Consider the following 21915-nt stretch of genomic DNA (forward strand, 5'->3'; position numbering starts at 1 on the left):
TAGATAGCAACAACCCCCCGATATACAGCTCTGGAAAAGCCAACGTACTATTATTCGCCTTAACGACAATTGCCGGAACAAGGAAGTTCTAATGGCCACACTGATAAGCGAAGCAACAGCACAAACCGACCCTTCAATACATGCGGACCTGCAACCTGTTTCCGATACCGTAATAATCATGGATCTGGGCTATGAAGCCAACGAATACAAGCCCTCAACCATTGATCAGAGCCGAACTAACGAAAAATCGAGTCAGTTGCAAATGGTGGACGAAGTGTTCGGCCCCTTGGAAATTGGCGATATTTCAATTACCCGTACCGCACTCGACGGATTAGGCGCGACCATTGACGGTCAGCCGTTGAATGGCGAGAACAGTTTCTTTCGCCGCCCCAAGCGCTCTTTTATCAATAGCCTGCAGTTCGACGCCAATAAAGTTGAACACTACCTGAAAACTTCAACGGGCAGCGATAGCTACTTGTTGCCCACGCTCCTGTTTGAAATGGCCAGCCAGCGCCCGCTCACCGCTCCCCGGCTCTTGAGGGAAAGTGCTGCAGATACTGTATCCGGCAATTACCGCGACAAACTTGTCAAACTTCTGAGTGCCGCACAGTCGCTTGATCTGCAACACGTGCACGTCCCCAAACATCATCCCCGCTGGGCCGCATTGACCAAAAGTTACGCGACGCTGGGCTCCAGCGTGGGCATCCAGGGCTTCGGCATCTTCATGGGAATTCGCGGCGTTGTCGATGCGATCAAAGCCGAAAACACTGCTGAAATAGCGATAAACAGCGCAGGCATTATATCGGAGCTGGGCTCCATCGCGGCCGATGTCGCGGTGAGCAAGATAGCCACGCAGATGCTCACAGCCGGGCAAAGTGCTTATCGGGACTTCGCCAAAACCCGCTTTGCACTCAGATTGGGTCGATCGGGAGGGTTGGTCGGCGGCATGCTGACGCTGCCCTTCGACATCTTTACCGCCGTGAGGTCGATGAACGCCGCTCAGAATGCCACCGGCAAAGAAGCGATGGATCATTACGTCAGCGCTGGCCTGAGCATTACCAGTGCAGCCATGACTGTCATCCTCGGGTCCGCCGCGATGGCCGGGTTCTCGTTTGCCGGCCCTGTCGGACTTGCAGCCGGCGCGATCCTCGCCATTGGCTCACAGGTCTACGGCGCAGTACGTATCGTTGACGATATAGATGACTACATTGAATTGACTGTCGATGAACGGTGGCGTAGCGGTTGGTTTTCGTTCTGCATGATGGAGGTCGATCAAAGCGTTCAAAACCGCTATATCAAGGCAAAGACGCTGTTGCAGCACTCTCTGCAACTGAAAAAGACCGCCAGAACGCTGCTCGACGGCCCCTTGAAAGAGACCACCGAAGCCATCGTCAACGGCAAGTTCGATGTGCGTCTGAAACCAACGCGGGTCTGGAAACGAAACTGGTGGACCAAACAGGATGCGTGGGAATCGGTCAATGTCCCTGAAGTGGTAGGCACCGATGACATCATTGATGCACGCGCAGGGGTTACAAAAGATACACCCGGCGCGGAGTTGGGGGTCGCCGCAGAGGGCAAGAACGTTCTCTGGTTCATCAGCGAGGGCAACGACTCGATCAGAGGGGTAGAAAAAAAACCCAACACCTTCCATTACAAGTCAGGAAAAAAACAACTTTCGGGCGGCGAAGAAAATGACCAGTTCCTGTTTGAGAACGCAGCGGACTTCCTTGAAAGGGGTCGCCATGTCGCAGATCATTCGACGCTGAGCGGCGGCGCGGGAAATGACACACTGGTACTCGGCGGCAGCTACTCCTCCCGAAATACCAACAGAACTGGCTATGACGTAGATCTGCTGGCTGGAACATTGCAGATCATCACGAGCGATGTCGATGCCGACAATAACCGGATATTTATCCTGCACAGTTTGCTGGACAGCATCGAAAACGTTGAGACAGTCCATCGCGCGGCAAGCGTGGTAACGGGCTCCGCGCAAAACAACATCATCAAATCCCGGGGCAGCGACAGCATTGAAGCTGGCGCTGGGGACGACCAGATATTTCTCTCTCACGAAAGAGCAAAAGCGTCGGGAGGCGCCGGCACCGATCAATATTACATTGCGCATGTGGCTGGCCGTTTTTCCATTGTCGATGATGGTGAACAGACCAGCTACATCGTCATGAACTGGCGCAAGGAGTTGATTGAATCCTTTGATATCGAGGGTAACGACCTGGTCATCCGCTCAGGTTTCGAAACGTCTGACCACCTCAAAAACGTGTTGACCATTCATGACGTTTATACGAACACCGAACACACTAGAAAGCTGAGCAACAAAAACCTGGTTTTCGTAACCAGCGATGATTTCCATTTCAGACTTGATCTGCCAGACACAATCCCGGACGGCCACACCGTAGAAATAACCGAAATTTTCCTCAAACGAGGAAAACCGGTAAACCCGATCATTATTTATGCAGCGGAATGCTGGATCCGCCACCGCAAACCCGCTGCCTATTACGTCCCGAGAACCGGCAAGACAACCACTTTTTACGCAGTTTTACGTTCTGATGTAATCACCCGGATATATCTGGATTTCCGCAGCGACGAGCTGACAAAAGCGGAGGCGCATTTTTTCTCGGACAAACCCAAGTCATATCACCTGACTGTTGGTTGCCATCTCGTCTATCACTTCGGCGCGAAAAGCATCAAGCTCAATTATTACTCCGCTGCGCGTAACGAAGACGATCACGACAATATTACGAAGATCCTGCGCACCATGGCTGTTCGTCCGTTCAGCCGTTACGTATTGATTTTCAAGGACGGTGTCGTTGCAGATGCCGAGCTTACAGCGCAAACCGAAATCGCACCTGCCTTTACGGATTTCACGGTATCGCGGGATTGGGTGACCCAGATGAAACTGCCGCTCGAGGTTCGCTCTCAGCGCTACTTTCACAATCTGGCTGAAAAAGCAGCTGAACCGATGGGCCGTACAAGAGTTTGCGCAACGCCGATTCGACTGGCCGTGCAAACCGACATGGACAACTACGAAGGAGAGGGTTCGAGTTATCTCATCCACGTACTCCCGGACATGACCATCAAACTCTCGACTCCCGGCGCACTTGCCGATGCCAAAGTTCGCCTGCCCTATTCATCCACTTGGGAACTTGATGCAACGCAGCTCGGCAAGGTCGAAATAAGGCTGGAAGAAAACCGGCTCTCCATCGGCACCACCACTTTTTATCTGCCGGTCTATGGAAGCGAAGATCTGATAGACCAAATCCGCGTTATTACAACCGGTGGAGTTGTGCACACGGTCGATCTGGTCTTTGATCGCATTTATCTGGATGGGCTTGATGCACGTTTTTTCGAAGAGCCCGACGCCTCAAAAGCGCTCCCGCCATATCTTGCCGCATTGGCCAACGACGAAGTCAAAGTCTGGAACGTTATCTGCGTCAACGACGAAACCGCGCGCGTGGGCTACAACCTGGCCGCCCATGGCTGGGTATTGCGTGCCGACAAATCCCGCATCGAAAAGTCTGCGTTAAGAGTAGTGAATCGCTGCAGTCACCAGACCAACATTTTCCGCCCTGTTTCGCTGATGAAAGTGCCTCCCGCGTAATTCGCGGTAACCCGTCGACAAACACCCTTTTTTTATCAGCGTACTGTCTACGCGGCACCCGCACGCGTCTGCGCGCTCTTTTTCCGAGTATTTCCCATGGCCAAATCACCCAAAAAAATCCCGACCATAAAATCGCCCGATTCGCCCGATGCCACACATCCCGGATCACCGCCCCTCGTCAAAAATGTGGGCCTGGACATGCCTGACGCCCTGCTCCTGGGCATCGATTCGCCGGCGATCAGCCAAGCGCCAGCCACCTCTGCCGCAGCCAACGCAGTGCCCACGGTCAGCCTTCATGCCTTGCCAGATGCAGCGCATGATTTCAGCGCCACTCGGAACGCAATCGCCTGGCCGCAAGAGCGTTTCCACGAATTGGTACCGGTGACGCAGAACGATGGCTTGTTCACTGGACCGGATCAGCGCACCTACGCTCAAATCGCCAATGAAGGCCAATTTGTCGTCGAGCAGGACGGGCAAGGCAACTACCATGTGCCACTGACCTTCGCGCCCGGCGTGCCCGGCCTGCCTCTGACGCGAACCGAGGGTCAGGCGATCTGGCAAATCCAGCGGCCCGCGAGGCCCTCCAACCGGCCTGCGTCCTCCACGCCACACTTGCCCTCATACATCTCGCCGGCCGACGCCATGACGTTGACCAAGCCGGAAATGGCGACAGAAGGCCTTCGTTACAACAGACTCAGGCAGACCTTCGTAACCACGGTAGACGGCACCGTCATGGTGCGCAAAAACCAGGACGGTGAATATCAACAAGCGTTTGCCTCAACGACCAATGCACCCGACCTTTTCTTCGAGCAAATCCCCGGCACCGTTTTCTGGCGGCGAAAAACACCCGGGACGAAGCCATCAGGTACCAAGCCCGAAGCCAGCCAGTCCGACAACGCAGTACCCGGCCCGAGCAAGCGTCCACGACTTGCCGAGGCCACAGAAACACTTACCGCGTCGAAAGCCACGACTCCGCCTGAGGAGCTGACCCCATATTTCTGGCTGCCCTGGGGGCACCTGAACAAACCTGTGCACATCGAATCGGTACAGCTTGGCTGGCTGCATTATCCAATCGTCCCTGTCGGCTCGAACACGACACCCAAAGTGTATTTCGTATGTCATCCCGAGTTTGTCCCGACAGATTTCAATACTTTCGAAAGCATGCTGATAAACATGCCCGAGCGACAGCCGGTAGCGACTTTTCGCATCGGCAGTGATCCGGGTGAGGTCCATCCGGGCAAACGTTTTTTTGAAGAGCCGATATCAACGTCCGTCGCTCGCGCGTTCCCCGATTTCTCTGAAGCAACAGCAAGGGCCGTCGCCCGCAGGTTGTTCGAACTCGCCGATCACTCCGAGACGATTACCGGCACCGGATTGATCAATGTCCAGGCCGTTCTGCATCAGTGGAAACAACTGCCGTTTTCCACAGCTCCCGATTTTGCCGACCCGCTGAACATGCTGGCCGTTGCGCCGGACATCGACCTGGGAAGCAAACGGCTTATTCCGATGCCTTCCCAGACCGACAGCGAATTGCAACGCCTGAGCTTCGATCCGCAGCATTTCCCCTCTGCCTGGAATCATTACAAGACCTATCCCTCGGATCTGAATCTGCGGCGATTGCTCGGCGCGTTGCTGGTCGGCTGTGGTTACGAGCTGTTTCCACTGACTTATGAGCACAGAATGCCGACGCTGGTCTTCAAACGAGCCGGTCACGATCAGATCTTCTTTTTGAAACTGGGTGCGATCAGTCAGGCCGGCCTGACTCATGTGCCTGGCAACGAACTGGCGGAACCGGGCTTGCCCGCCAGAATCGGTCAGGACGCCTTCAAGGCACTGACCGATGCAGCCGCGCAGAACAAAGTGGTATGGCTGATCGGGGGCGTATTGAAGGTCGCGTCCACGCCAGATTCGGTATTCATTATCCGCGAGCGCTGAGCCGCTACCCGCCTGCACCGGCAGATGAGCTGTAAACAGGCATAAAAAAAGCCCGCAGTGTGAGCGGGCGAAAGACCAAAGAAGCTATATGCGCAGTCGCTTCCCGGTGGGGGCAGCTGCTTGGGGGTCAGCTGCCCCGATACGTGGAATAGCTGTAAGGCGAAATCAGCAGGGGCACGTGATAGTGCTCCTGCTCGGCGGAGATGCCGAAACGCAGCACCACCACGTCCAGGAAGGCCGGCTCGGGCAGTTGCACGCCCCGGGCGCGGTAGTAATCGCCGGCATGGAACTGCACCTGATAAACCCCGGTGCGGTAATCATCGCCCTGCAGCAGCGGCGCATCGACCCGGCCATCGCTGTTGGTTGTCGCACTGGCGACCAATTCCAGGTGCGACCCTTCAACGCGGTACAGCTCGACCTTGATCGAGCTGCCCGGGCAACCGTGTGCAGCGTCCAAAACGTGTGTTGTCAAACGTCCCATTGATTCTGCGCGCCCGGCCGCAACAAGCGGTCAGACTTCGCGCCTCCCGAAGTCAGTTGAAAAGGAGACCGCACCGTTTCGGAGCACGAAACGCTGCGGCGAGCGACTGATTAAGACACTTTTCAAAAAAATTGTACACAATAAAAACGACATTTTTCGCTTCACCCCCGCCATCCGGGTCTTTATCACCAATTCGCAGGCAAAGCGCCTGATCATTGAACCTTCTATTCATTAGCTGACTGGTCAGGCAGGTTTCTTGCAGGCTGGAACCATTAACAGCAAAAGATGACAGCCGGTGAAAAATGCGAAAATTCAGGCTTACAAAATGTAAATAAAGTTGTATACAATCAGCCCATCGCTGTGACGCCAGCCTGCCAGGCCGCCACACCAATCTGTCAACGTACAAGAAGGAAGACTGCAGTGAGCGCTGACTACCCACGCGACCTGATCGGTTACGGCAGTAACCCTCCTCACCCACACTGGCCGGGCAATGCCCGGATCGCCCTGTCCTTCGTACTCAATTACGAAGAAGGTGGCGAGCGCAATGTTCTGCACGGCGACAAGGAATCCGAAGCCTTCCTGTCGGAAATGGTCGCTGCCCAGCCGCTGCAGGGCGCGCGCAACATGAGCATGGAATCGCTTTACGAGTATGGCAGCCGCGCCGGCGTCTGGCGCATTTTGAAGCTGTTCAAGGAATTCGATATTCCGCTGACCATCTTCGCCGTGGCCATGGCCGCCCAGCGTCACCCGGACGTAATCCGTGCGATGGTTGAGGCCGGCCACGAAATCTGCAGCCACGGCTACCGCTGGATCGACTACCAGTACATGGACGAAGCGCAGGAACGCGAGCACATGCTCGAAGCGATCCGCATCCTCACCGAACTGACAGGCGAGCGTCCGCTGGGCTGGTACACCGGCCGTACCGGGCCGAATACCCGTCGCCTGGTGATGGAAGAAGGCGGTTTCCTCTACGACTGCGACACCTACGACGACGACCTGCCCTACTGGGAACCGAACAACCCGACCGGCAAGCCGCATCTGGTGATCCCCTACACCCTCGACACCAACGACATGCGCTTCACGCAAGTGCAGGGTTTCAACAAGGGTGACGATTTCTTCGAATACCTCAAAGACGCGTTCGACGTGCTCTACGCCGAAGGTGCTGAAGCGCCGAAAATGCTTTCGATCGGTCTGCACTGCCGCCTGATCGGCCGTCCTGGTCGCCTCGCTTCGCTCAAGCGCTTTATCGAATACGCCAAAAGTCATGAACAGGTGTGGTTCAGCCGTCGCGTCGACATCGCACGCCACTGGCAGCAAACCCACCCGTACCAAGGGACTGCAAAATGAGCCGCTTTCAAACCCTGCAACCGTCGACCCTGAGCCGCGACGCTTTCGTCAAAGCCTTCGCCGACATCTACGAACATTCGCCATGGGTGGCCGAAAAGGCCTACGACCTCGGTGCGGACGCTTCGATCGACGAGATCGAAACCCTGCACCAGCGCATGAGCGATATCCTGTTGAGCGCCGATCATGCCAGCCAGCTGGCCCTGATCAACGCTCACCCGGACCTGGCCGGCAAAGCTGCCGTCCAGGGCCAACTGACCGAAGCCAGCACCAATGAACAGGCTGGCGCCGGTATTCACCAATGCACGGCCGAAGAGTTCCAGCGCTTCACCGAGCTGAACGACGCCTACAAAGCCAAGTTCAAGTTTCCCTTCATCATGGCGGTAAAAGGCAGCAACCGGCATCAGATCCTCGCGGCGTTCGAAACGCGCATCAACCATTCGGTGGAAGCCGAGTTCAAATGCGCGCTGGCGGAGATCAACAAGATTGCCCTGTTCCGTTTACTGACTCTTTAGCAAGCCTGGCCCGAGCGTGCATGAACGCGCAAACGCCCAGGGCCCTGCGAGCATCCCCAGCCAACTTATCAAAGGCAGACAAGAAGAATGAAAGCTTACGCCGTACCTTTCGAAAAATACGTCAACCTGGCCGACGCCCGTCTGGGCACCAAGATCATTTCGGTCACCGATGACTGGTTCGCAGACGCCAATCGTCTGTTCCAACCGACCCCGGCCGTATGGAAGGAGGGCGTGTTCGATGACAACGGCAAGTGGATGGACGGCTGGGAGTCGCGCCGCAAGCGCTTCGAAGGTTACGACAGCGCGGTGATCCGTCTGGGCGTACCGGGCTCGATCAAAGGCGTGGACATCGACACTTCATTCTTCACCGGCAACTACCCGCCATCGGCCTCGCTGGAAGCGTGCTTCCTGGCCTCGGGCGAGCCGGATGAAAACACCCAGTGGACCGAAGTGCTGTCGGCCGTCGAGTTGCAGGGCAACAGCCACCACTACCATGAAATCAGCAACGACAAAGCGTTCAGCCACCTGCGCTTCAACATCTACCCGGACGGCGGTGTTGCCCGTCTGCGCGTGTACGGCATTCCGTTCCGCGACTGGTCTGCTGTTGGCGACAACGAACAAGTGGACTTGGCAGCAGCCCTCAATGGTGGCCGCGCCCTCGCCTGCTCCGACGAACACTTCGGCCGCATGAGCAACATCCTCAACCCGGGCCGCGGCATCAACATGGGCGACGGCTGGGAAACCGCGCGTCGTCGTACGCCGGGCAATGACTGGGTGATCGTCGCCCTGGGTCATCCGGGCGAGATCGAGAAGATCGTCGTCGACACCCTGCACTTCAAAGGCAACTACCCGGACACCTGCTCGATCCAGGGCGCCTTCGTCAAGGGCGGCACCGACAGCCAGATCGAAACCCAGTCGCTGTTCTGGCGCGAACTGCTGCCAAGCCAGAAGCTGGAAATGCACGCCGAACACACCTTCGTCGAGCAGATCAAGGCACTCGGCCCGATCACCCACATCCGCCTGAACGTGTTCCCGGATGGTGGCGTGAGTCGCCTGCGTGTACTCGGCAAGGTCGCTAAACAAGGTTGAACCCAATCGCTGGCAAGCCAGCTCCCACAGGTTTTGTGAACGCCACAGTCCACTGTGGGAGCGGGCTTGCCCGCGATGGCGATAGATCTAACAACACAGAATCCGGATAAGAAGAACAGCATGCGCACACTGACGATTGAACCGCTGACCAAAGAAGCATTCGCCCCTTTCGGTGACGTGATCGAAACCGACGGCAGCGATCACTTCATGATCAACAACGGTTCGACCATGCGCTTCCACAAACTGGCGACGGTCGAAACCGCTACGCCTGAGGACAACGCGATCATCAGTATTTTCCGCGCCGACGCGCAGGACATGCCGCTGACCGTTTGCATGCTGGAACGCCATCCGCTGGGCAGCCAGGCTTTCATACCGCTGCTCGGCAACCCCTTTCTGATCGTGGTCGCGCCAGTTGGCGATGAACCTGTATCAGGCTTGGTCCGCGCCTTCGTCACCAACGGCAGGCAGGGCATCAATTACCATCGCGGCGTCTGGCACCACCCGGTGCTGACGATCGAAAAGCGGGATGACTTCCTGGTGGTTGATCGCAGTGGCACAGGCAATAACTGCGATGAGCATTTTTTCAAAGAGGATGAGCGGTTGATCCTCGCCCCCCACCAATAAGAGAAGGTCTGATCACTCGACAACAAGAGTGACAGGCGAGAGGTAAAGACTGTGGAAGCACATCTGTTGGAATGGCTGAACCTGAGCGTGCGCTGGGTTCACATGATCACTGGCGTGGCCTGGATCGGCGCGTCGTTCTACTTCGTCTGGCTGGAGAACAACCTCAACCGCGTCAACCCGAAAACCGGTCTGGCCGGTGATCTGTGGGCGATCCACGGCGGCGGCATCTACCACCTGGAAAAGTACAAACTGGCCCCACCATCCATGCCGGACAACCTGCACTGGTTCAAGTGGGAAGCCTACTTCACCTGGATGTCGGGGATCGCGCTGCTGTGCGTGGTGTTCTACTCCAATCCGGTGCTCTACCTCGTGGCACCCGGCAGTGGCCTCAGCGGTCCTGAAGGCGTGGCCATCGGTATCGGCTCGCTGATCGTCGGCTGGTTTGTCTACGACTTCCTCTGCGATTCGGCCCTGGGCAAGAAACCCGCCCTGCTCGGCTTCATCCTGTTCGTGCTGATCATTGCCGCCGCCTATGGCTTCAGCAAGGTGTTCAGCGGTCGGGGTGCGTACCTGCACGTTGGCGCGATCATCGGCACCATCATGGTCGGTAACGTGTTCCGCATCATCATGCCGGCGCAACGGGCACTGGTCGCGGCGATTGCCGAGAACCGCACGCCGGATCCGGCCCTGCCGGCCAAGGGTCTGCTGCGTTCGCGTCACAACAACTACTTCACCCTGCCAGTGCTGTTCATCATGATCAGCAACCACTTCCCGAGCACTTACGGCAGCCAGTACAACTGGTTGATCCTCGCCGGGATCGCGGTGTTGGCGGTATTGGTGCGTCACTACTTCAACACCCGTCACGACAGCCACAAGTTTGCCTGGACCCTGCCGGTGGCAGCGGTGGGCATGATCTGCCTGGCCTACGTCACTGGCCCGGCGCCGATGTCGAGCGCACCTGAAGTGGCCAAGGCACCGGCGAGAATCGAGTACCAACCGCTGCCGGAAACGGCACTGGGCGGTGGCGCGAAACCGGCCGAAGCGGCGCAACCTGCGGCACCCGCAGCCCCTGCGGCGGCACCCGCGCAAGCCTCGAATGCCGGCCCCGGTTTCGACAAGGTGCACAACGTGATTCAAGAGCGTTGCACGGTGTGCCATTCGTCCAAGCCGACCAGCCCGTTGTTCAGCGCAGCCCCGGCCGGTGTGATGTTCGACACCCCCGAGCAGATCCGCCAGAACGCCGCGCGCATTCAGGCGCAAGCCATCACCACGCAGATCATGCCACTGGGCAACATCACCCAGATGACCCAGCAGGAACGTGACCTGATCGGTGCCTGGATTGCCCAGGGAGCACAAACCAATTAATCGTTAAAAGCATCGCGAGCAGGCTCACGCCTACAGAGATCCTGTGGGAGCGAGCCTGCTCGCGAATAGCCGCCGAAACGCGGTCCTCCTGATGCAAAGAAACAGCTGCAAGCAACCCGGCAGCTGTTAATCACAAGAATAAAAAAGATCCGAGGTGTTGCATGTCCGAGCTGTCCAAAGCGCGCATCCCCGACGCACCCGCCATTCAGCGTTTGCCCCTTTTGCAACTGATCCTGGTCGGTCTGCAACATGTTCTGCTGATGTACGGCGGTGCCATCGCGGTGCCGCTGATCATCGGACAGGCCGCTGGCCTGAGTCGTGAAGAAATCGCCTTCCTGATCAACGCCGACCTGCTGGTCGCCGGCATCGCCACTATCGTGCAGTCGCTCGGCATCGGCCCGATGGGCATTCGCATGCCGGTGATGATGGGCGCCAGTTTCGCCGCAGTCGGCAGCATGGTGGCCATGGCCGGCATGCCCGGCATCGGTCTGCAAGGGATCTTCGGTGCGACGATAGCTGCCGGTTTCTTCGGCATGCTGATCGCGCCGTTCATGTCCAAGGTCGTGCGTTTCTTCCCGCCACTGGTGACCGGCACGGTCATCACCTCGATCGGTTTATCGCTGTTCCCCGTGGCCGTGAACTGGGCCGGTGGCGGTGTCGACGCCGCGCAATTCGGTTCGCCGATTTATCTGGCCATCGCTGCGCTGGTGCTGGCGACCATTCTGCTGGTTCATCGCTTCATGCGCGGATTCTGGGTCAATATTTCGGTGCTGATCGGCATGTGCCTGGGCTATGTACTGTGCGGCGTGATCGGCATGGTCGACCTCAGCGGCATGGCCAGCGCACCGTGGATTCAGTTCGTCACCCCACTGCATTTCGGCATGCCGAAATTCGAGCTGGCACCGATTCTGTCGATGTGTCTGGTGGTGGTGATCATCTTCGTCGAGTCCACCGGGATGTTTCTCGCGCTGGGCAAGATCACCGGCCAGGAAGTCTGCCCGCGCATGCTCCGTCGTGGCTTGTTGTGCGATGCCGGCGCGTCGTTTTTCGCCGGTTTCTTCAACACCTTCACTCACTCCTCGTTCGCGCAGAATATCGGCCTGGTGCAGATGACCGGCGTGCGCTGCCGTTCGGTGACCATCGTTGCCGGTGGTCTGCTGATCGTCCTCAGCCTGTTGCCGAAAGCGGCGTTTCTGGTGGCATCGATTCCACCGGCGGTGTTGGGCGGCGCGGCAATTGCGATGTTCGGCATGGTCGCGGCCACTGGCATCAAGATCCTCCAAGAGGCCGACATCGGTGACCGCCGCAATCAGTTGCTGGTCGCGGTAAGCATCGGCATGGGCCTGATCCCGGTGGTGCGTCCGGAGTTCTTCGCCCACCTGCCGCTGTGGATGAGCCCGATCACCCACAGCGGCATCGCCATGGCCACCCTCAGCGCGCTGACGCTGAACCTGCTGTTCAACATCCTCGGCGGCAAGGAGCGTGCGGCGATCAATGATTGCCATGCTCACTGATTGAAACCACCACGCCACCTGTGGGAGCGAGCCTGCTCGCGAAAGCGCTGTGTCATTCAACATTGATGGCGACTGACACAACCGCTTCGCGAGCAGGCTCGCTCCCACAGGGACTACGCAACTGCTTGTGCCTCAAACAATAAAAACAACAGGGAGCAACAGATGACCCGCACGCAAAGCAACGTTCTGTTGAGTGGCGGCCTGCTGGCCGCGAGTCAGGCCATGGCCGGCGATCTGCTGCTGTGGCAGAGCAACAGCCTCAGCTATCTGTACGGCAAGAATTTCGCGATCAACCCGTCGTATCAGCAGACGGTCACCTTCGAGCACGCCGACAAGTGGAAGTACGGCGACAACTTTCTGTTCGTCGACAAGATCTTCTACAACGGCAAGGAAGACCCGAACAAAGGGCCGCATACCTTCTACGGCGAGTTCACCCCGCGTCTGTCCTTCGGCAAGATCCTCGACCGCAAGATCGAGTTCGGCCCGATCAAGGATGTGCTGTTGGCGATGACCTACGAGTACGGCGAAGGCGAAACCGAGGCCTATCTGATCGGCCCCGGCTTCGACCTGAAAGTGCCCGGCTTCAACTACGTCACCCTGAACATTTTCCGCCGCCAGACCGAAGGCCCGCGCCCCGGCGATGGTGTCTGGCAGATCACCCCCGCGTGGTCCTACAGCTTCCCGCTGGGCAATTCCGATGTGCTGATCGACGGCTACCTCGACTGGGTCGTCAACAACGACGAAAACTCGCGCGGCACCTACCACGCCAACCTGCACATCAATCCGCAGATCAAATACGACCTCGGCAAAGCCATGGGCTGGAGCCAGAAACAGCTGTACGTCGGCACCGAGTACAGCTACTGGAAGAACAAATACGGCATCGAAAACAGCCACGCGTTCGATACCAACCAGAACACCGCCAGCCTGCTGCTGAAGGTGCACTTCTGAGATGGCCCGCAACCGTGCGCCATGCTTGCCGACGGTGCTCTGTTGCGGGGCACTTGAGCGTTGGCCGAGGAGTCAGTATTCTCCGCGGCCTTCCGAATTCGCTCTAAAAAAAAGCCTGAATTCAATTTCTGACCGAAAAGCCAACTTATCCCGGCTGCGGTCAGTCCTGAGGCATCCCGAAAACACGCTCGTCGACTGTTTTTCAGCAGCCGAACGGGCGTTTTTTGGTTTTTCAAAAGCCTTGGCGCAGCTTTTGCTACCAGCATTCAAAGCTGACCGATCGGATGAAATTTGCGGTACGAAAAAAGGCGCCACATCAGAGCGCCGATCTTAAAAAAATAACGTGGAACACCTACTTTGGGAGCAACCGAATGAAACGTATGTGCACCAGCCTGATGCTGGCCGGATCGATGTTCGCCGGCGGCCAGGCGATGGCCGAAGGCCTGCTGCAGTGGCAGAACAACAGCCTGACCTACCTGTATGGCAAGGACTTCCAGGTCAACCCGCGCATTCAGCAGACCGTGACCTTCGAGCACGCCGATGCCTGGAAGTATGGGGACAACTTCCTGTTCATCGACAAGATCTTCTACAACGGCAAGGATGATGGCGGCGTCGGCTCCAACACCTACTACGGCGAGCTCAGCCCGCGCCTGTCATTCGGCAAGATCTTCGATCAGAAACTGGCCTTTGGTCCGGTGACTGACGTGCTGCTGGCCATGACCTACGAGTTCGGTGAAGGCGATACCGAGTCGTACCTGATCGGTCCGGGCTTCGACCTGGCGATTCCGGGCTTCGATTACTTCCAGCTGAACTTCTACCAGCGTCACACCCAGGGCGCACGCGCCGGTGACAATGTCTGGCAGATCACCCCGGTGTGGTCCTACACCATCCCGGTGGGCAAATCGAACATCCTCATCGACGGCTTCATGGACTGGGTGGTCGACAACGAGTCCAATTCCAAGGGCGACTACCACGCCAACCTGCACTTCAACCCGCAGGTCAAATACGACCTGGGCAAGGCGCTGAATTTCGGCGAGAAGCAGTTGTATGTCGGTGTCGAGTACGACTACTGGTCGGACAAATACGGGATCAAGGACAGCCAGTACTTCAAGACCGATCAGAGCACCACAAGCTTCCTGGTCAAGTTCCACTTCTGACCCTAAAAGCTTCGCGAGCAGGCTCGCTCCCACATTCAGACCGAGTTCCAATGTGGGAGCGAGCCTGCTCGCGAAGGCCTCACCGCAGATTTCAGGCAGGAGCCACCGCTTCCGATATCCGCAAAAACCGGCACAGCTCCTCGCGCTTGGCCAACGCATCCCGCCGCCCCAACTCGATCAACTCGCTGCAATACCCCGCCTCGAACAGCAGGTAACTGAGCACCCCCGCCCCGCTCGTCTTCGTCGCCCCCGGCCCACGCAGAAACAGGCGCAAAGCCGCCGGTAACTCCTGGCGATGCCGCGCGGCGATTTCGTCGATCGGCTGACTCGGCGCAATCACCAGCACTTCCACCGGCGCCACACCCAGCGCGCGAGTGGGTGTGCCGGCCGGGAGCAAATGACTGAACTGATTCAGACGCTGCAGCAACTCGATATCGCTTTCCAGGCTGTCGATAAACGTGCTGTTGAGCATGTGCCCGCCGATCTGCGCCAGCGTCGGTTGCTGGCCGCTGTAGGCGCGCTCCAGCGGCTGCTGCGGATCAACGCCGCGCGGGTTGCCGCTGACGCCCACCACCAGCACGCGACTCGCACCCAAATGCAGCGCCGGGCTGATCGGCGCCGACTGGCGGACTGCGCCGTCACCGAAATATTCCTCACCGATTTTCACCGGCGCGAACAACAGCGGAATCGCCGAACTGGCCAACAGGTGATCGACCGACAATTGCGTCGGCACGCCGATGCGGCGGTGCCGCAGCCAGGCGTCGATGGTGCCGCCGCCCTGATAGAACGTCACCGCTTGCCCCGATTCGTAGCCGAACGCAGTCACCGCCACCGCATGCAATTGCTTGCGCGCGATGGATTCGGCGATGCCGGGCAGGTGCAGTTTTTCCTCGAGCAGTTCGCGCAGCGGCGAACTGTTGAGCAGTGCCACCGGCATCTGCCGACCGAGGCCGAGCAGGCTGTGGCTGACGAAGCGGCTGGCTTGATGGATCACGCCCGGCCAGTCGCTGCGCAGCACGCGGTGGCTGCGAAAGCCCTGCCAGAACTGGGTCAGGCGTTCGATGGCAGCGCGAAAATCCATGGCACCACTGGCCAGGCTGACCGCATTGATCGCCCCGGCCGAGGTGCCGACGATCACCGGAAACGGATTGTCCGCACCGACCGGCAGCAACTCGGCAATCGCCGCCAGCACCCCGACCTGATAAGCCGCCCGAGCCCCGCCGCCGGAAAGAATCAAACCTGTGACCGGTTCAGCAGGACTCATCGCAACACTCCACAGTGCTTGTCAGTACGGGTGAATCAACGACGCTTGGGATAAAGCTTCGGCTCGCCCGGTGGGCGACTCTTGAAGCGCCGATGCGCCCACAGATACTGCTCGGGGCAGGCACGCAAAGCGCTCTCGACCCACTGATTGATGCGGATGCAATCGGCCTCCTCGCTCTCGCCGGGGAAATCTTCCAGCGGCGGATGAATCACCAGACGATAACCACTGCCGTCGGCCAGACGTTCCTGAGTGAACGGCACCACCAGCGCTTTGCCCAGCCGTGCAAACTTGGTCGTCGCAGTGACGGTGGCGGCCTGAATGCCGAACAGCGGCACGAAGATGCTCTGCTTGGCGCCGTAATCCTGATCCGGCGCATACCAGATCGCCCGTCCCGAGCGCAGCAGTTTGAGCATGCCGCGCACGTCATCGCGCTCCACCGCCAGCGAATCGAGATTGTGCCGCTCGCGGCCACGGCGCTGGACGAAGTCGAACAAGGGGTTTTTGTGTTCGCGGTACATGCCGTCGATGGTGTGCTGCTGGCCGAGCAGCGCCGCGCCGATTTCCAGGGTGGTGAAATGCGCGGCCATGAGAATCACGCCTTTGCCTTCGCGCTGGGCCTTCTGCAGATGTTCAAGGCCTTCGACGTGGGCCAGTTTCGCCAGACGCTCGCGCGACCACCACCAGCTCATCGCCATTTCAAAAAAGGCAATGCCGGTGGAGGCGAAGTTTTCCTTGAGCAGGCGTTTGCGTTCGGCGGCGGATTTTTCCGGAAAGCACAATTCCAGATTGCGCCGGGCGATGGTTCGCCGGTCGCTGGCGACGCGATACATCAACGCGCCCAAAACTCGACCGATGGTCAGCAGCGCCGGATACGGCAACTGCACGATCAGCCACAAAAGCCCCAGGCCGCACCAGAGCGGCCAGAAGCGCGGAGCAAGATATGCTTTTCGAAAACGCGGGCGATCCATTAAAGCTTCCGTAAATACAGTGGCCGCGCATTCTACATCGTTCGACCCGGCTTGCGGCTCGCGGGCGTTCTCGTTATAAGTCTCGGCACTTTTAGTGACAAGCCGTTGTATGCCGACATGAGCCAAACCGACCCGTTAGACCAAGATCCCGTATTCCAGCTCAAGGGCAGCATGCTGGCCATCACTGTGCTGGAACTGGCCCGTAACGACCTCGAAAGCCTCGATCGGCAATTGGCCGCCAAAGTCGCCCAGGCGCCGAATTTTTTCAGCAATGCACCGCTGGTTCTGGCGCTGGACAAACTACCGCCGAATCAGGGCGCGGTTGACCTGCCGGGGCTGATGCGCGTCTGCCGTCAGCACGGCTTGCGTACCCTGGCCATTCGCGCCAGCCGCATCGAAGACATCGCCGCCGCCATCGCCATCGACATCCCCGTGCTACCGCCCTCCGGCGCCCGCGAGCGTCCGCTGGAGACGCCGGAAGCCGAAGTCAAAAAGAAGCCGGAAAAGCCGCCTGAGCCGACCGTCAAACCGACCCGCGTAATCACCACGCCAGTACGTGGTGGCCAGCAGATATATGCCCAGGGTGGCGATCTGGTCGTGGTCTCATCGGTCAGTCCGGGGGCGGAACTTCTCGCCGATGGCAACATCCATGTATACGGCCCGATGCGCGGCCGTGCGCTGGCCGGCGTCAAAGGTGACACCAAGGCACGGATTTTCTGTCAGCAATTGAGCGCTGAACTGATCTCCATCGCCGGTCATTACAAGGTCTCCGAGGATTTGCGTCGTGATCCGATGTGGGGCTCGGGCGTCCAGGTCAGCCTGTCAGGCGACGTGTTGAACATCATTCGGCTTTAACGGATACTGCCGCATTTTCCAAGCATCTCTAAAACGTAGCGAAAACGGCTCAAACGAAGTAGGAAAAAGGCTCAAAGCCAAATTCCAGCCAAGGCTGTCCGACTGCAGTAGTTTTCAAGAGATGTTTTTCAGGGGCTGAACAGTCCTTCTTCCTTAGGGGTGAAACACCTTGGCCAAGATTCTCGTGGTTACATCCGGCAAGGGTGGTGTGGGTAAGACCACCACCAGCGCCGCTATCGGTACCGGTCTCGCTCTGCGCGGCCACAAAACAGTGATCGTCGACTTCGACGTGGGCTTGCGTAACCTCGACCTGATCATGGGTTGCGAGCGCCGCGTGGTGTATGACTTCGTCAACGTGGTAAACGGCGAAGCCAACCTGCAACAGGCACTGATCAAAGACAAGCGCCTGGAAAACCTCTACGTATTGGCGGCCAGCCAGACCCGCGACAAAGACGCGCTGACCGTCGAAGGCGTGGAAAAAGTGCTGATGGAGCTCAAGGAACAATTCGAGTTCGTCGTCTGCGACTCCCCGGCGGGCATCGAGAAAGGTGCGCACCTGGCCATGTATTTCGCCGATGAAGCGATCGTCGTGACCAACCCGGAAGTCTCCTCGGTACGTGACTCGGACCGCATGCTCGGCCTGCTGGCGAGCAAATCGCGCCGCGCCGAACGTGGCGAAGACCCGATCAAGGAACACCTGCTGATCACCCGCTACCACCCGGAGCGTGTCGAGAAGGGCGAGATGCTTGGCGTTGAAGACGTCAAGGAGATCCTCTCGGTGACCCTGCTCGGCGTCATCCCGGAATCCCAGGCGGTACTCAAGGCTTCCAACCAGGGCGTGCCGGTGATTCTCGACGACCAGAGCGATGCCGGTCAGGCTTACAGCGATACCGTCGACCGCCTGCTGGGCAAAGAAAAAGCCCACCGATTCCTCGATGTCGAGAAGAAGGGATTCTTCGAGCGCCTGTTTGGAGGTAGGTAATGAACCTTTTTGACTTCTTTCGTGCCAACAAAAAGCCAAGTACCGCCTCGGTAGCGAAAGAGCGTCTACAGATCATCGTGGCGCATGAGCGCGGCCAGCGCAGCACGCCGGATTACCTGCCAGCCTTGCAGAAGGAACTGGTCGACGTGATCCGCAAGTACGTCAACATCGGCAACGACGACGTACATGTTGCACTGGAAAGCCAGGGCAGTTGCTCGATTCTGGAACTCAACATCACCCTGCCCGATCGCTGAGTCGATTTGGCAGTCGCTACGGCGGCTCGGGCTGTTGATGCTCGTGTAGGAGCTGCCGAAGGCTGCGATCTTTTGATCTTCAAAGTCAAAAGATCGCAGCCTTCGGCAGCTCCTACAGAGTTATCAGCAGTCCCGAGCCGCCGTTGGCATTTGTTACGAGGCTGTTTTAATGCCGCTGTCCAACATCCGCATCATCCATGAGGACGCCGCCGTACTGGTGGTCGACAAACCGACCCTGCTGCTCTCGGTGCCCGGTCGCGCTGACGACAACAAGGACTGCCTGATTACCCGCCTGCAGGAAAACGGCTACCCGGAAGCGCGCATAGTTCATCGCCTGGACTGGGAAACCTCCGGCATCATCCTGCTGGCCCGTGACGCCGACACTCATCGCGAACTGTCGCGGCAGTTTCACGACCGCGAAACCGAAAAAGCCTACACCGCTTTGGCCTGGGGTCAGCCGGAGCTGGACAGCGGCAGCATCGATCTGCCCCTGCGCTACGACCCACCGACCAAGCCACGGCATGTCGTCGATCACGAATTCGGCAAGCATGCGCTGACCTTCTGGAAGGTGCTGGAACGTTGCGGCGACTGGTGCCGTGTCGAACTGACACCGATTACCGGCCGCTCGCATCAACTGCGCGTGCACATGTTGTCGATCGGCCATCCGCTGCTGGGTGACGGACTCTACGCCCACGAGCAAGCGCTGGCGGCCTGGCCGCGTCTGTGCCTGCACGCGAGCATGCTCAGCTTCACTCATCCGCAGACCCGCGAGCGCCTGCGCTTCGAGTGCCCGGCTCCGTTCTGAACTGCGTGAATACTTTGAAAGCCCTTCGCAATGAAGGGCTTTTTTTGTCCTGCCAGAATTCCACCGGCAATAGATTGACGTAAAGAACTGTCATAAAATTGTAATCAAATATAAAATCATGGCACTTCGATATCAGGCAGGAGGCCTTTCCCGTGTTCTGCAGCAAAACACTTCAATCCGAATACCCGATCGTCTACGCATTCGGTAACACGACCCTGCACTTGAGCGAAGCACCCAGCATCCAGGCACGCCAGGCCCTGGAGCAGCTCATTAAAAAACGCCGCGCGCACAAACTGACCCGAGCCAGCGCACCGTTATCGTCCTGTGAAACACCACTATTTGCCAAGGTCCAGCCATTGGACACGTTCAAGGCAAAGGTGCGGGTGAGCCTGAACAAACCGCAACGCAACGGGCGCTTCGACTGGCCTCTCGAAGAGCTGATGAATTCCCTCGAAGCTCAGCGCCGGGGCGTGGAGATGCCTCCACTGAAGGGCTATGGCTATACCCGCAGCAGACTCGGCCTGACCGAGGAGTTCTTCCTGCTGACTCACCTGCTCGAAGGCTATATTGATGGGGCCGAGTGCATCAGACGCAATCCCGAAAACATCGAAGCCTTTATCCTCGACGCGTTTCAACTGCTCAGCTCGCTCGCCAGCAAGAACATCACCCACATGGATTTCTGGGTGGGCAACATCATGGTGCCCGAGCAAACGCAAAGGCCACTCAAAGCCATCGACTTTGAAAACTGCTTCGCAGGCCCGACCGCGCACGCAAGTGAAACCCTCGGTTTTCAACTCGGCTTCTTCTATCGTCGGGATATCTACAAATTCATCACCGAAGCCGCCTACGATCGCCTGGTCGATCAATATCTCAGCGCGCTGCCCGGTCTGTCGAGAGACAGGTTCGAGGCTGTCTATCAGTTGAGCAAACATGAATACGTCGGTCGCAAGCAACGCCGTGAAGTCTTCCTCTCTGGCAGATTGATCACCGGTTGACGCCCTCCCTGGCAACACTTTGAAGCAAGTGCCCGGCCTGCAAATCAGCGGAGCAATACGGTAAACTCGCGCCCCCCGCCGTATGGAGCCGCTTATGCGCGAAGCCTTCCCCCCTGGAAAAAGTACCGCACCAGCTGCTCTACCTGATCTATGGCGACAAAGACGTTTATCGGCGCGAGGCGAAATTCAGCATCCTCACCGCCCTTGCACAGCTGCAGCCAGATGAATCGTTGTGCATCCGAGTGCTGACCGATCGTCCGCAGGACTATGCCGGCTGGCCGGTCGATACCGTCACTTTGAGCGAGCAGACCCTGATCCAGTGGCAGGGCGAAAACGGCTACCACCACCGCCGCAAAGCGTGCGCCATTGCGCTGGGCCTGACACTCGCCGAAAAAACCCTGTTCGTCGACACCGACACGCTGTTTCTCGATTCGCCGCACCGGCTGTTCAGCATGATCACGCCCGGCCGTTACGTGATGGACCGCTTCGAATATGACTGGAGTTACGTCTGTAACCGGGCGGACTACGAAAAACTCGCGCGCTGCCTGCAAGTCCACGGCATCTCGTCGACGAACAGCTTCAAGCTCTACAACAGCGGCTTGTGCGGCGTCACCGATGGCGATGCAGCGCTGCTGGAGAAATCGGTCCGGCTGATCGATGAGTGGACGCAGGGTTCGTTCGACATCCATACGATCGAACAGATTGCACTGTCTTTTGCCATGCGCGACCAGCCGATCCAGGAAGCGAAGAAATTCGTCTATCACTACTTCGCCGACAAAAACTTCTTCCACGCCATGCAGAAACATTTTTTCGCCCGTTACGGCGAGGCCTTCCACCCCGAACTGCCAGAGCTGTGCTCCGAGGTTCCGCGCAGCAAACCCGTTCCCTCAACCTGGGACCGTCTGCGCATCAAGTGGAAGCTGCGCAAAAAGCGCGGCGGCATGAAGAAAGTCGGCCGGGCGTTGCTGTTCGGCAGTGCTGCACCTGCCCATCCGTATTACGAGATCTGCCGTCACGAATGGTGGGAATCGGCGTCGCGGGAAATCCTGCGTTGGGACAGCGTCACGCAAAAGGCCTTCTTCGGCAGCGGCAAGGGCTGGCCGAAGCACCTGCCGAAACCCGCCAGAAAGGATGATCAACAAGCCATCATTGCCTACCTGCGCAAGCGCATCGATCAGCACTCCTGAGCGTGCTTGCGCAAACCACT

The 21915-nt window shown here is 58.3% G+C and carries 19 protein-coding genes; 16 read left to right on the forward strand and 3 right to left on the reverse strand.

Annotated elements, in window-relative coordinates:
* The first annotated feature begins 91 nt into the window (after nucleotides 1-91).
* Both AB4N48_RS15920 and AB4N48_RS15925 read left to right on the forward strand, forming a co-directional pair.
* Entirely contained in the window at nucleotides 92-3613 is a 3522-nt protein-coding gene (locus AB4N48_RS15920; protein WP_460093919.1) for a calcium-binding protein, read from the forward strand.
* 96 nt (nucleotides 3614-3709) lie between these two features.
* Nucleotides 3710-5548, forward strand: coding sequence for a hypothetical protein (locus tag AB4N48_RS15925; RefSeq protein ID WP_460093920.1), 1839 nt, complete (start codon nucleotides 3710-3712; stop codon nucleotides 5546-5548).
* Nucleotides 5549-5675: 127 nt separating this feature from the next.
* On the opposite strand, the gene uraH is transcribed toward AB4N48_RS15925, so the two are convergent.
* Complete coding sequence (gene uraH, locus AB4N48_RS15930; RefSeq protein ID WP_041479332.1) at nucleotides 5676-6029, reverse strand: hydroxyisourate hydrolase; 354 nt, start codon at nucleotides 6027-6029, stop codon at nucleotides 5676-5678.
* Between the two features lie 420 nt (nucleotides 6030-6449).
* Between uraH and puuE the strand changes: the two genes are divergently transcribed.
* The 8 genes from puuE (at nucleotide 6450) to AB4N48_RS15970 (ending at nucleotide 14585) form a co-directional block, all read left to right on the forward strand.
* A complete protein-coding gene (gene puuE, locus AB4N48_RS15935) occupies nucleotides 6450-7376 on the forward strand; it encodes an allantoinase PuuE (RefSeq protein ID WP_150638729.1) in 927 nt (308 codons plus the stop codon).
* Nucleotides 7373-7888 (forward strand): 2-oxo-4-hydroxy-4-carboxy-5-ureidoimidazoline decarboxylase, encoded by a 516-nt coding sequence (gene uraD, locus AB4N48_RS15940; RefSeq protein ID WP_252877737.1) that lies wholly within the window; start codon nucleotides 7373-7375, stop codon nucleotides 7886-7888. The genes puuE and uraD overlap by 4 nt, the downstream gene beginning before the upstream one ends.
* An 87-nt stretch (nucleotides 7889-7975) precedes the next feature.
* Nucleotides 7976-8977: an allantoicase gene (gene alc / locus AB4N48_RS15945; RefSeq protein ID WP_122611965.1), complete on the forward strand. Its 1002-nt coding sequence runs from the start codon at nucleotides 7976-7978 to the stop codon at nucleotides 8975-8977.
* Between the two features lie 120 nt (nucleotides 8978-9097).
* Nucleotides 9098-9601 carry an ureidoglycolate lyase gene (locus AB4N48_RS15950; RefSeq protein ID WP_016773758.1) on the forward strand — a complete coding sequence of 168 codons (504 nt, stop codon included), beginning with the start codon at nucleotides 9098-9100 and terminating at the stop codon, nucleotides 9599-9601.
* 51 nt (nucleotides 9602-9652) lie between these two features.
* Nucleotides 9653-10966, forward strand: a complete 1314-nt coding sequence (locus tag AB4N48_RS15955) for a urate hydroxylase PuuD (RefSeq protein WP_431078393.1) — start codon at nucleotides 9653-9655, stop codon at nucleotides 10964-10966.
* 161 nt (nucleotides 10967-11127) lie between these two features.
* A complete protein-coding gene (locus AB4N48_RS15960; RefSeq protein WP_039763799.1) occupies nucleotides 11128-12480 on the forward strand; it encodes a nucleobase:cation symporter-2 family protein in 1353 nt (450 codons plus the stop codon).
* A gap of 162 nt (nucleotides 12481-12642) precedes the next feature.
* A complete protein-coding gene (locus tag AB4N48_RS15965; protein ID WP_431078392.1) occupies nucleotides 12643-13428 on the forward strand; it encodes an outer membrane protein OmpK in 786 nt (261 codons plus the stop codon).
* 371 nt (nucleotides 13429-13799) lie between these two features.
* Nucleotides 13800-14585, forward strand: a complete 786-nt coding sequence (locus AB4N48_RS15970; RefSeq protein WP_460093922.1) for an outer membrane protein OmpK — start codon at nucleotides 13800-13802, stop codon at nucleotides 14583-14585.
* 91 nt (nucleotides 14586-14676) lie between these two features.
* Here AB4N48_RS15970 and AB4N48_RS15975 read toward each other — a convergent pair whose 3' ends face one another.
* Nucleotides 14677-15849, reverse strand: a complete 1173-nt coding sequence (locus AB4N48_RS15975) for a patatin-like phospholipase family protein (protein WP_041479321.1) — start codon at nucleotides 15847-15849, stop codon at nucleotides 14677-14679.
* A 35-nt stretch (nucleotides 15850-15884) separates the two neighbouring features.
* On the reverse strand, nucleotides 15885-16817 hold the full coding sequence (locus AB4N48_RS15980) for a lipid A biosynthesis lauroyl acyltransferase (RefSeq protein WP_041479319.1): 933 nt from the start codon (nucleotides 16815-16817) through the stop codon (nucleotides 15885-15887).
* A gap of 117 nt (nucleotides 16818-16934) precedes the next feature.
* Here AB4N48_RS15980 and minC point away from each other — a divergent pair, with 117 nt between their 5' ends.
* From minC to AB4N48_RS16010, 6 genes are all read left to right on the forward strand, one after another.
* Complete coding sequence (gene minC, locus AB4N48_RS15985) at nucleotides 16935-17672, forward strand: septum site-determining protein MinC (protein WP_041479318.1); 738 nt, start codon at nucleotides 16935-16937, stop codon at nucleotides 17670-17672.
* Nucleotides 17673-17841: 169 nt separating this feature from the next.
* Nucleotides 17842-18654: a septum site-determining protein MinD gene (gene minD / locus AB4N48_RS15990; RefSeq protein ID WP_007913953.1), complete on the forward strand. Its 813-nt coding sequence runs from the start codon at nucleotides 17842-17844 to the stop codon at nucleotides 18652-18654.
* A complete protein-coding gene (gene minE, locus AB4N48_RS15995; RefSeq protein ID WP_003223146.1) occupies nucleotides 18654-18908 on the forward strand; it encodes a cell division topological specificity factor MinE in 255 nt (84 codons plus the stop codon). The genes minD and minE overlap by 1 nt, the downstream gene beginning before the upstream one ends.
* Before the next feature lie 169 nt (nucleotides 18909-19077).
* A complete protein-coding gene (locus AB4N48_RS16000; protein WP_460093924.1) occupies nucleotides 19078-19713 on the forward strand; it encodes an RluA family pseudouridine synthase in 636 nt (211 codons plus the stop codon).
* Nucleotides 19714-19865: 152 nt separating this feature from the next.
* Entirely contained in the window at nucleotides 19866-20708 is an 843-nt protein-coding gene (locus AB4N48_RS16005) for a protein kinase family protein (protein ID WP_460093925.1), read from the forward strand.
* Between the two features lie 113 nt (nucleotides 20709-20821).
* A complete protein-coding gene (locus AB4N48_RS16010; protein WP_460095566.1) occupies nucleotides 20822-21895 on the forward strand; it encodes a hypothetical protein in 1074 nt (357 codons plus the stop codon).
* Nucleotides 21896-21915 lie beyond the last annotated feature (20 nt).

Source organism: Pseudomonas sp. S2_C11 (genome assembly GCF_054668395.1).

Coding starts and splice junctions, on each gene's coding strand:
- AB4N48_RS15920 (WP_460093919.1), top strand. CDS start 92: ATGGCCACACTGATAAGCGAAGCAACAGCACAAACCGACCCTTCAATA.
- AB4N48_RS15925 (WP_460093920.1), top strand. CDS start 3,710: ATGGCCAAATCACCCAAAAAAATCCCGACCATAAAATCGCCCGATTCG.
- uraH (WP_041479332.1), bottom strand. CDS start 6,029: ATGGGACGTTTGACAACACACGTTTTGGACGCTGCACACGGTTGCCCG.
- uraD (WP_252877737.1), top strand. CDS start 7,373: ATGAGCCGCTTTCAAACCCTGCAACCGTCGACCCTGAGCCGCGACGCT.
- alc (WP_122611965.1), top strand. CDS start 7,976: ATGAAAGCTTACGCCGTACCTTTCGAAAAATACGTCAACCTGGCCGAC.
- AB4N48_RS15950 (WP_016773758.1), top strand. CDS start 9,098: ATGCGCACACTGACGATTGAACCGCTGACCAAAGAAGCATTCGCCCCT.
- AB4N48_RS15960 (WP_039763799.1), top strand. CDS start 11,128: ATGTCCGAGCTGTCCAAAGCGCGCATCCCCGACGCACCCGCCATTCAG.
- AB4N48_RS15965 (WP_431078392.1), top strand. CDS start 12,643: ATGACCCGCACGCAAAGCAACGTTCTGTTGAGTGGCGGCCTGCTGGCC.
- AB4N48_RS15970 (WP_460093922.1), top strand. CDS start 13,800: ATGAAACGTATGTGCACCAGCCTGATGCTGGCCGGATCGATGTTCGCC.
- AB4N48_RS15975 (WP_041479321.1), bottom strand. CDS start 15,849: ATGAGTCCTGCTGAACCGGTCACAGGTTTGATTCTTTCCGGCGGCGGG.
- AB4N48_RS15980 (WP_041479319.1), bottom strand. CDS start 16,817: ATGGATCGCCCGCGTTTTCGAAAAGCATATCTTGCTCCGCGCTTCTGG.
- minC (WP_041479318.1), top strand. CDS start 16,935: ATGAGCCAAACCGACCCGTTAGACCAAGATCCCGTATTCCAGCTCAAG.
- minE (WP_003223146.1), top strand. CDS start 18,654: ATGAACCTTTTTGACTTCTTTCGTGCCAACAAAAAGCCAAGTACCGCC.
- AB4N48_RS16000 (WP_460093924.1), top strand. CDS start 19,078: ATGCCGCTGTCCAACATCCGCATCATCCATGAGGACGCCGCCGTACTG.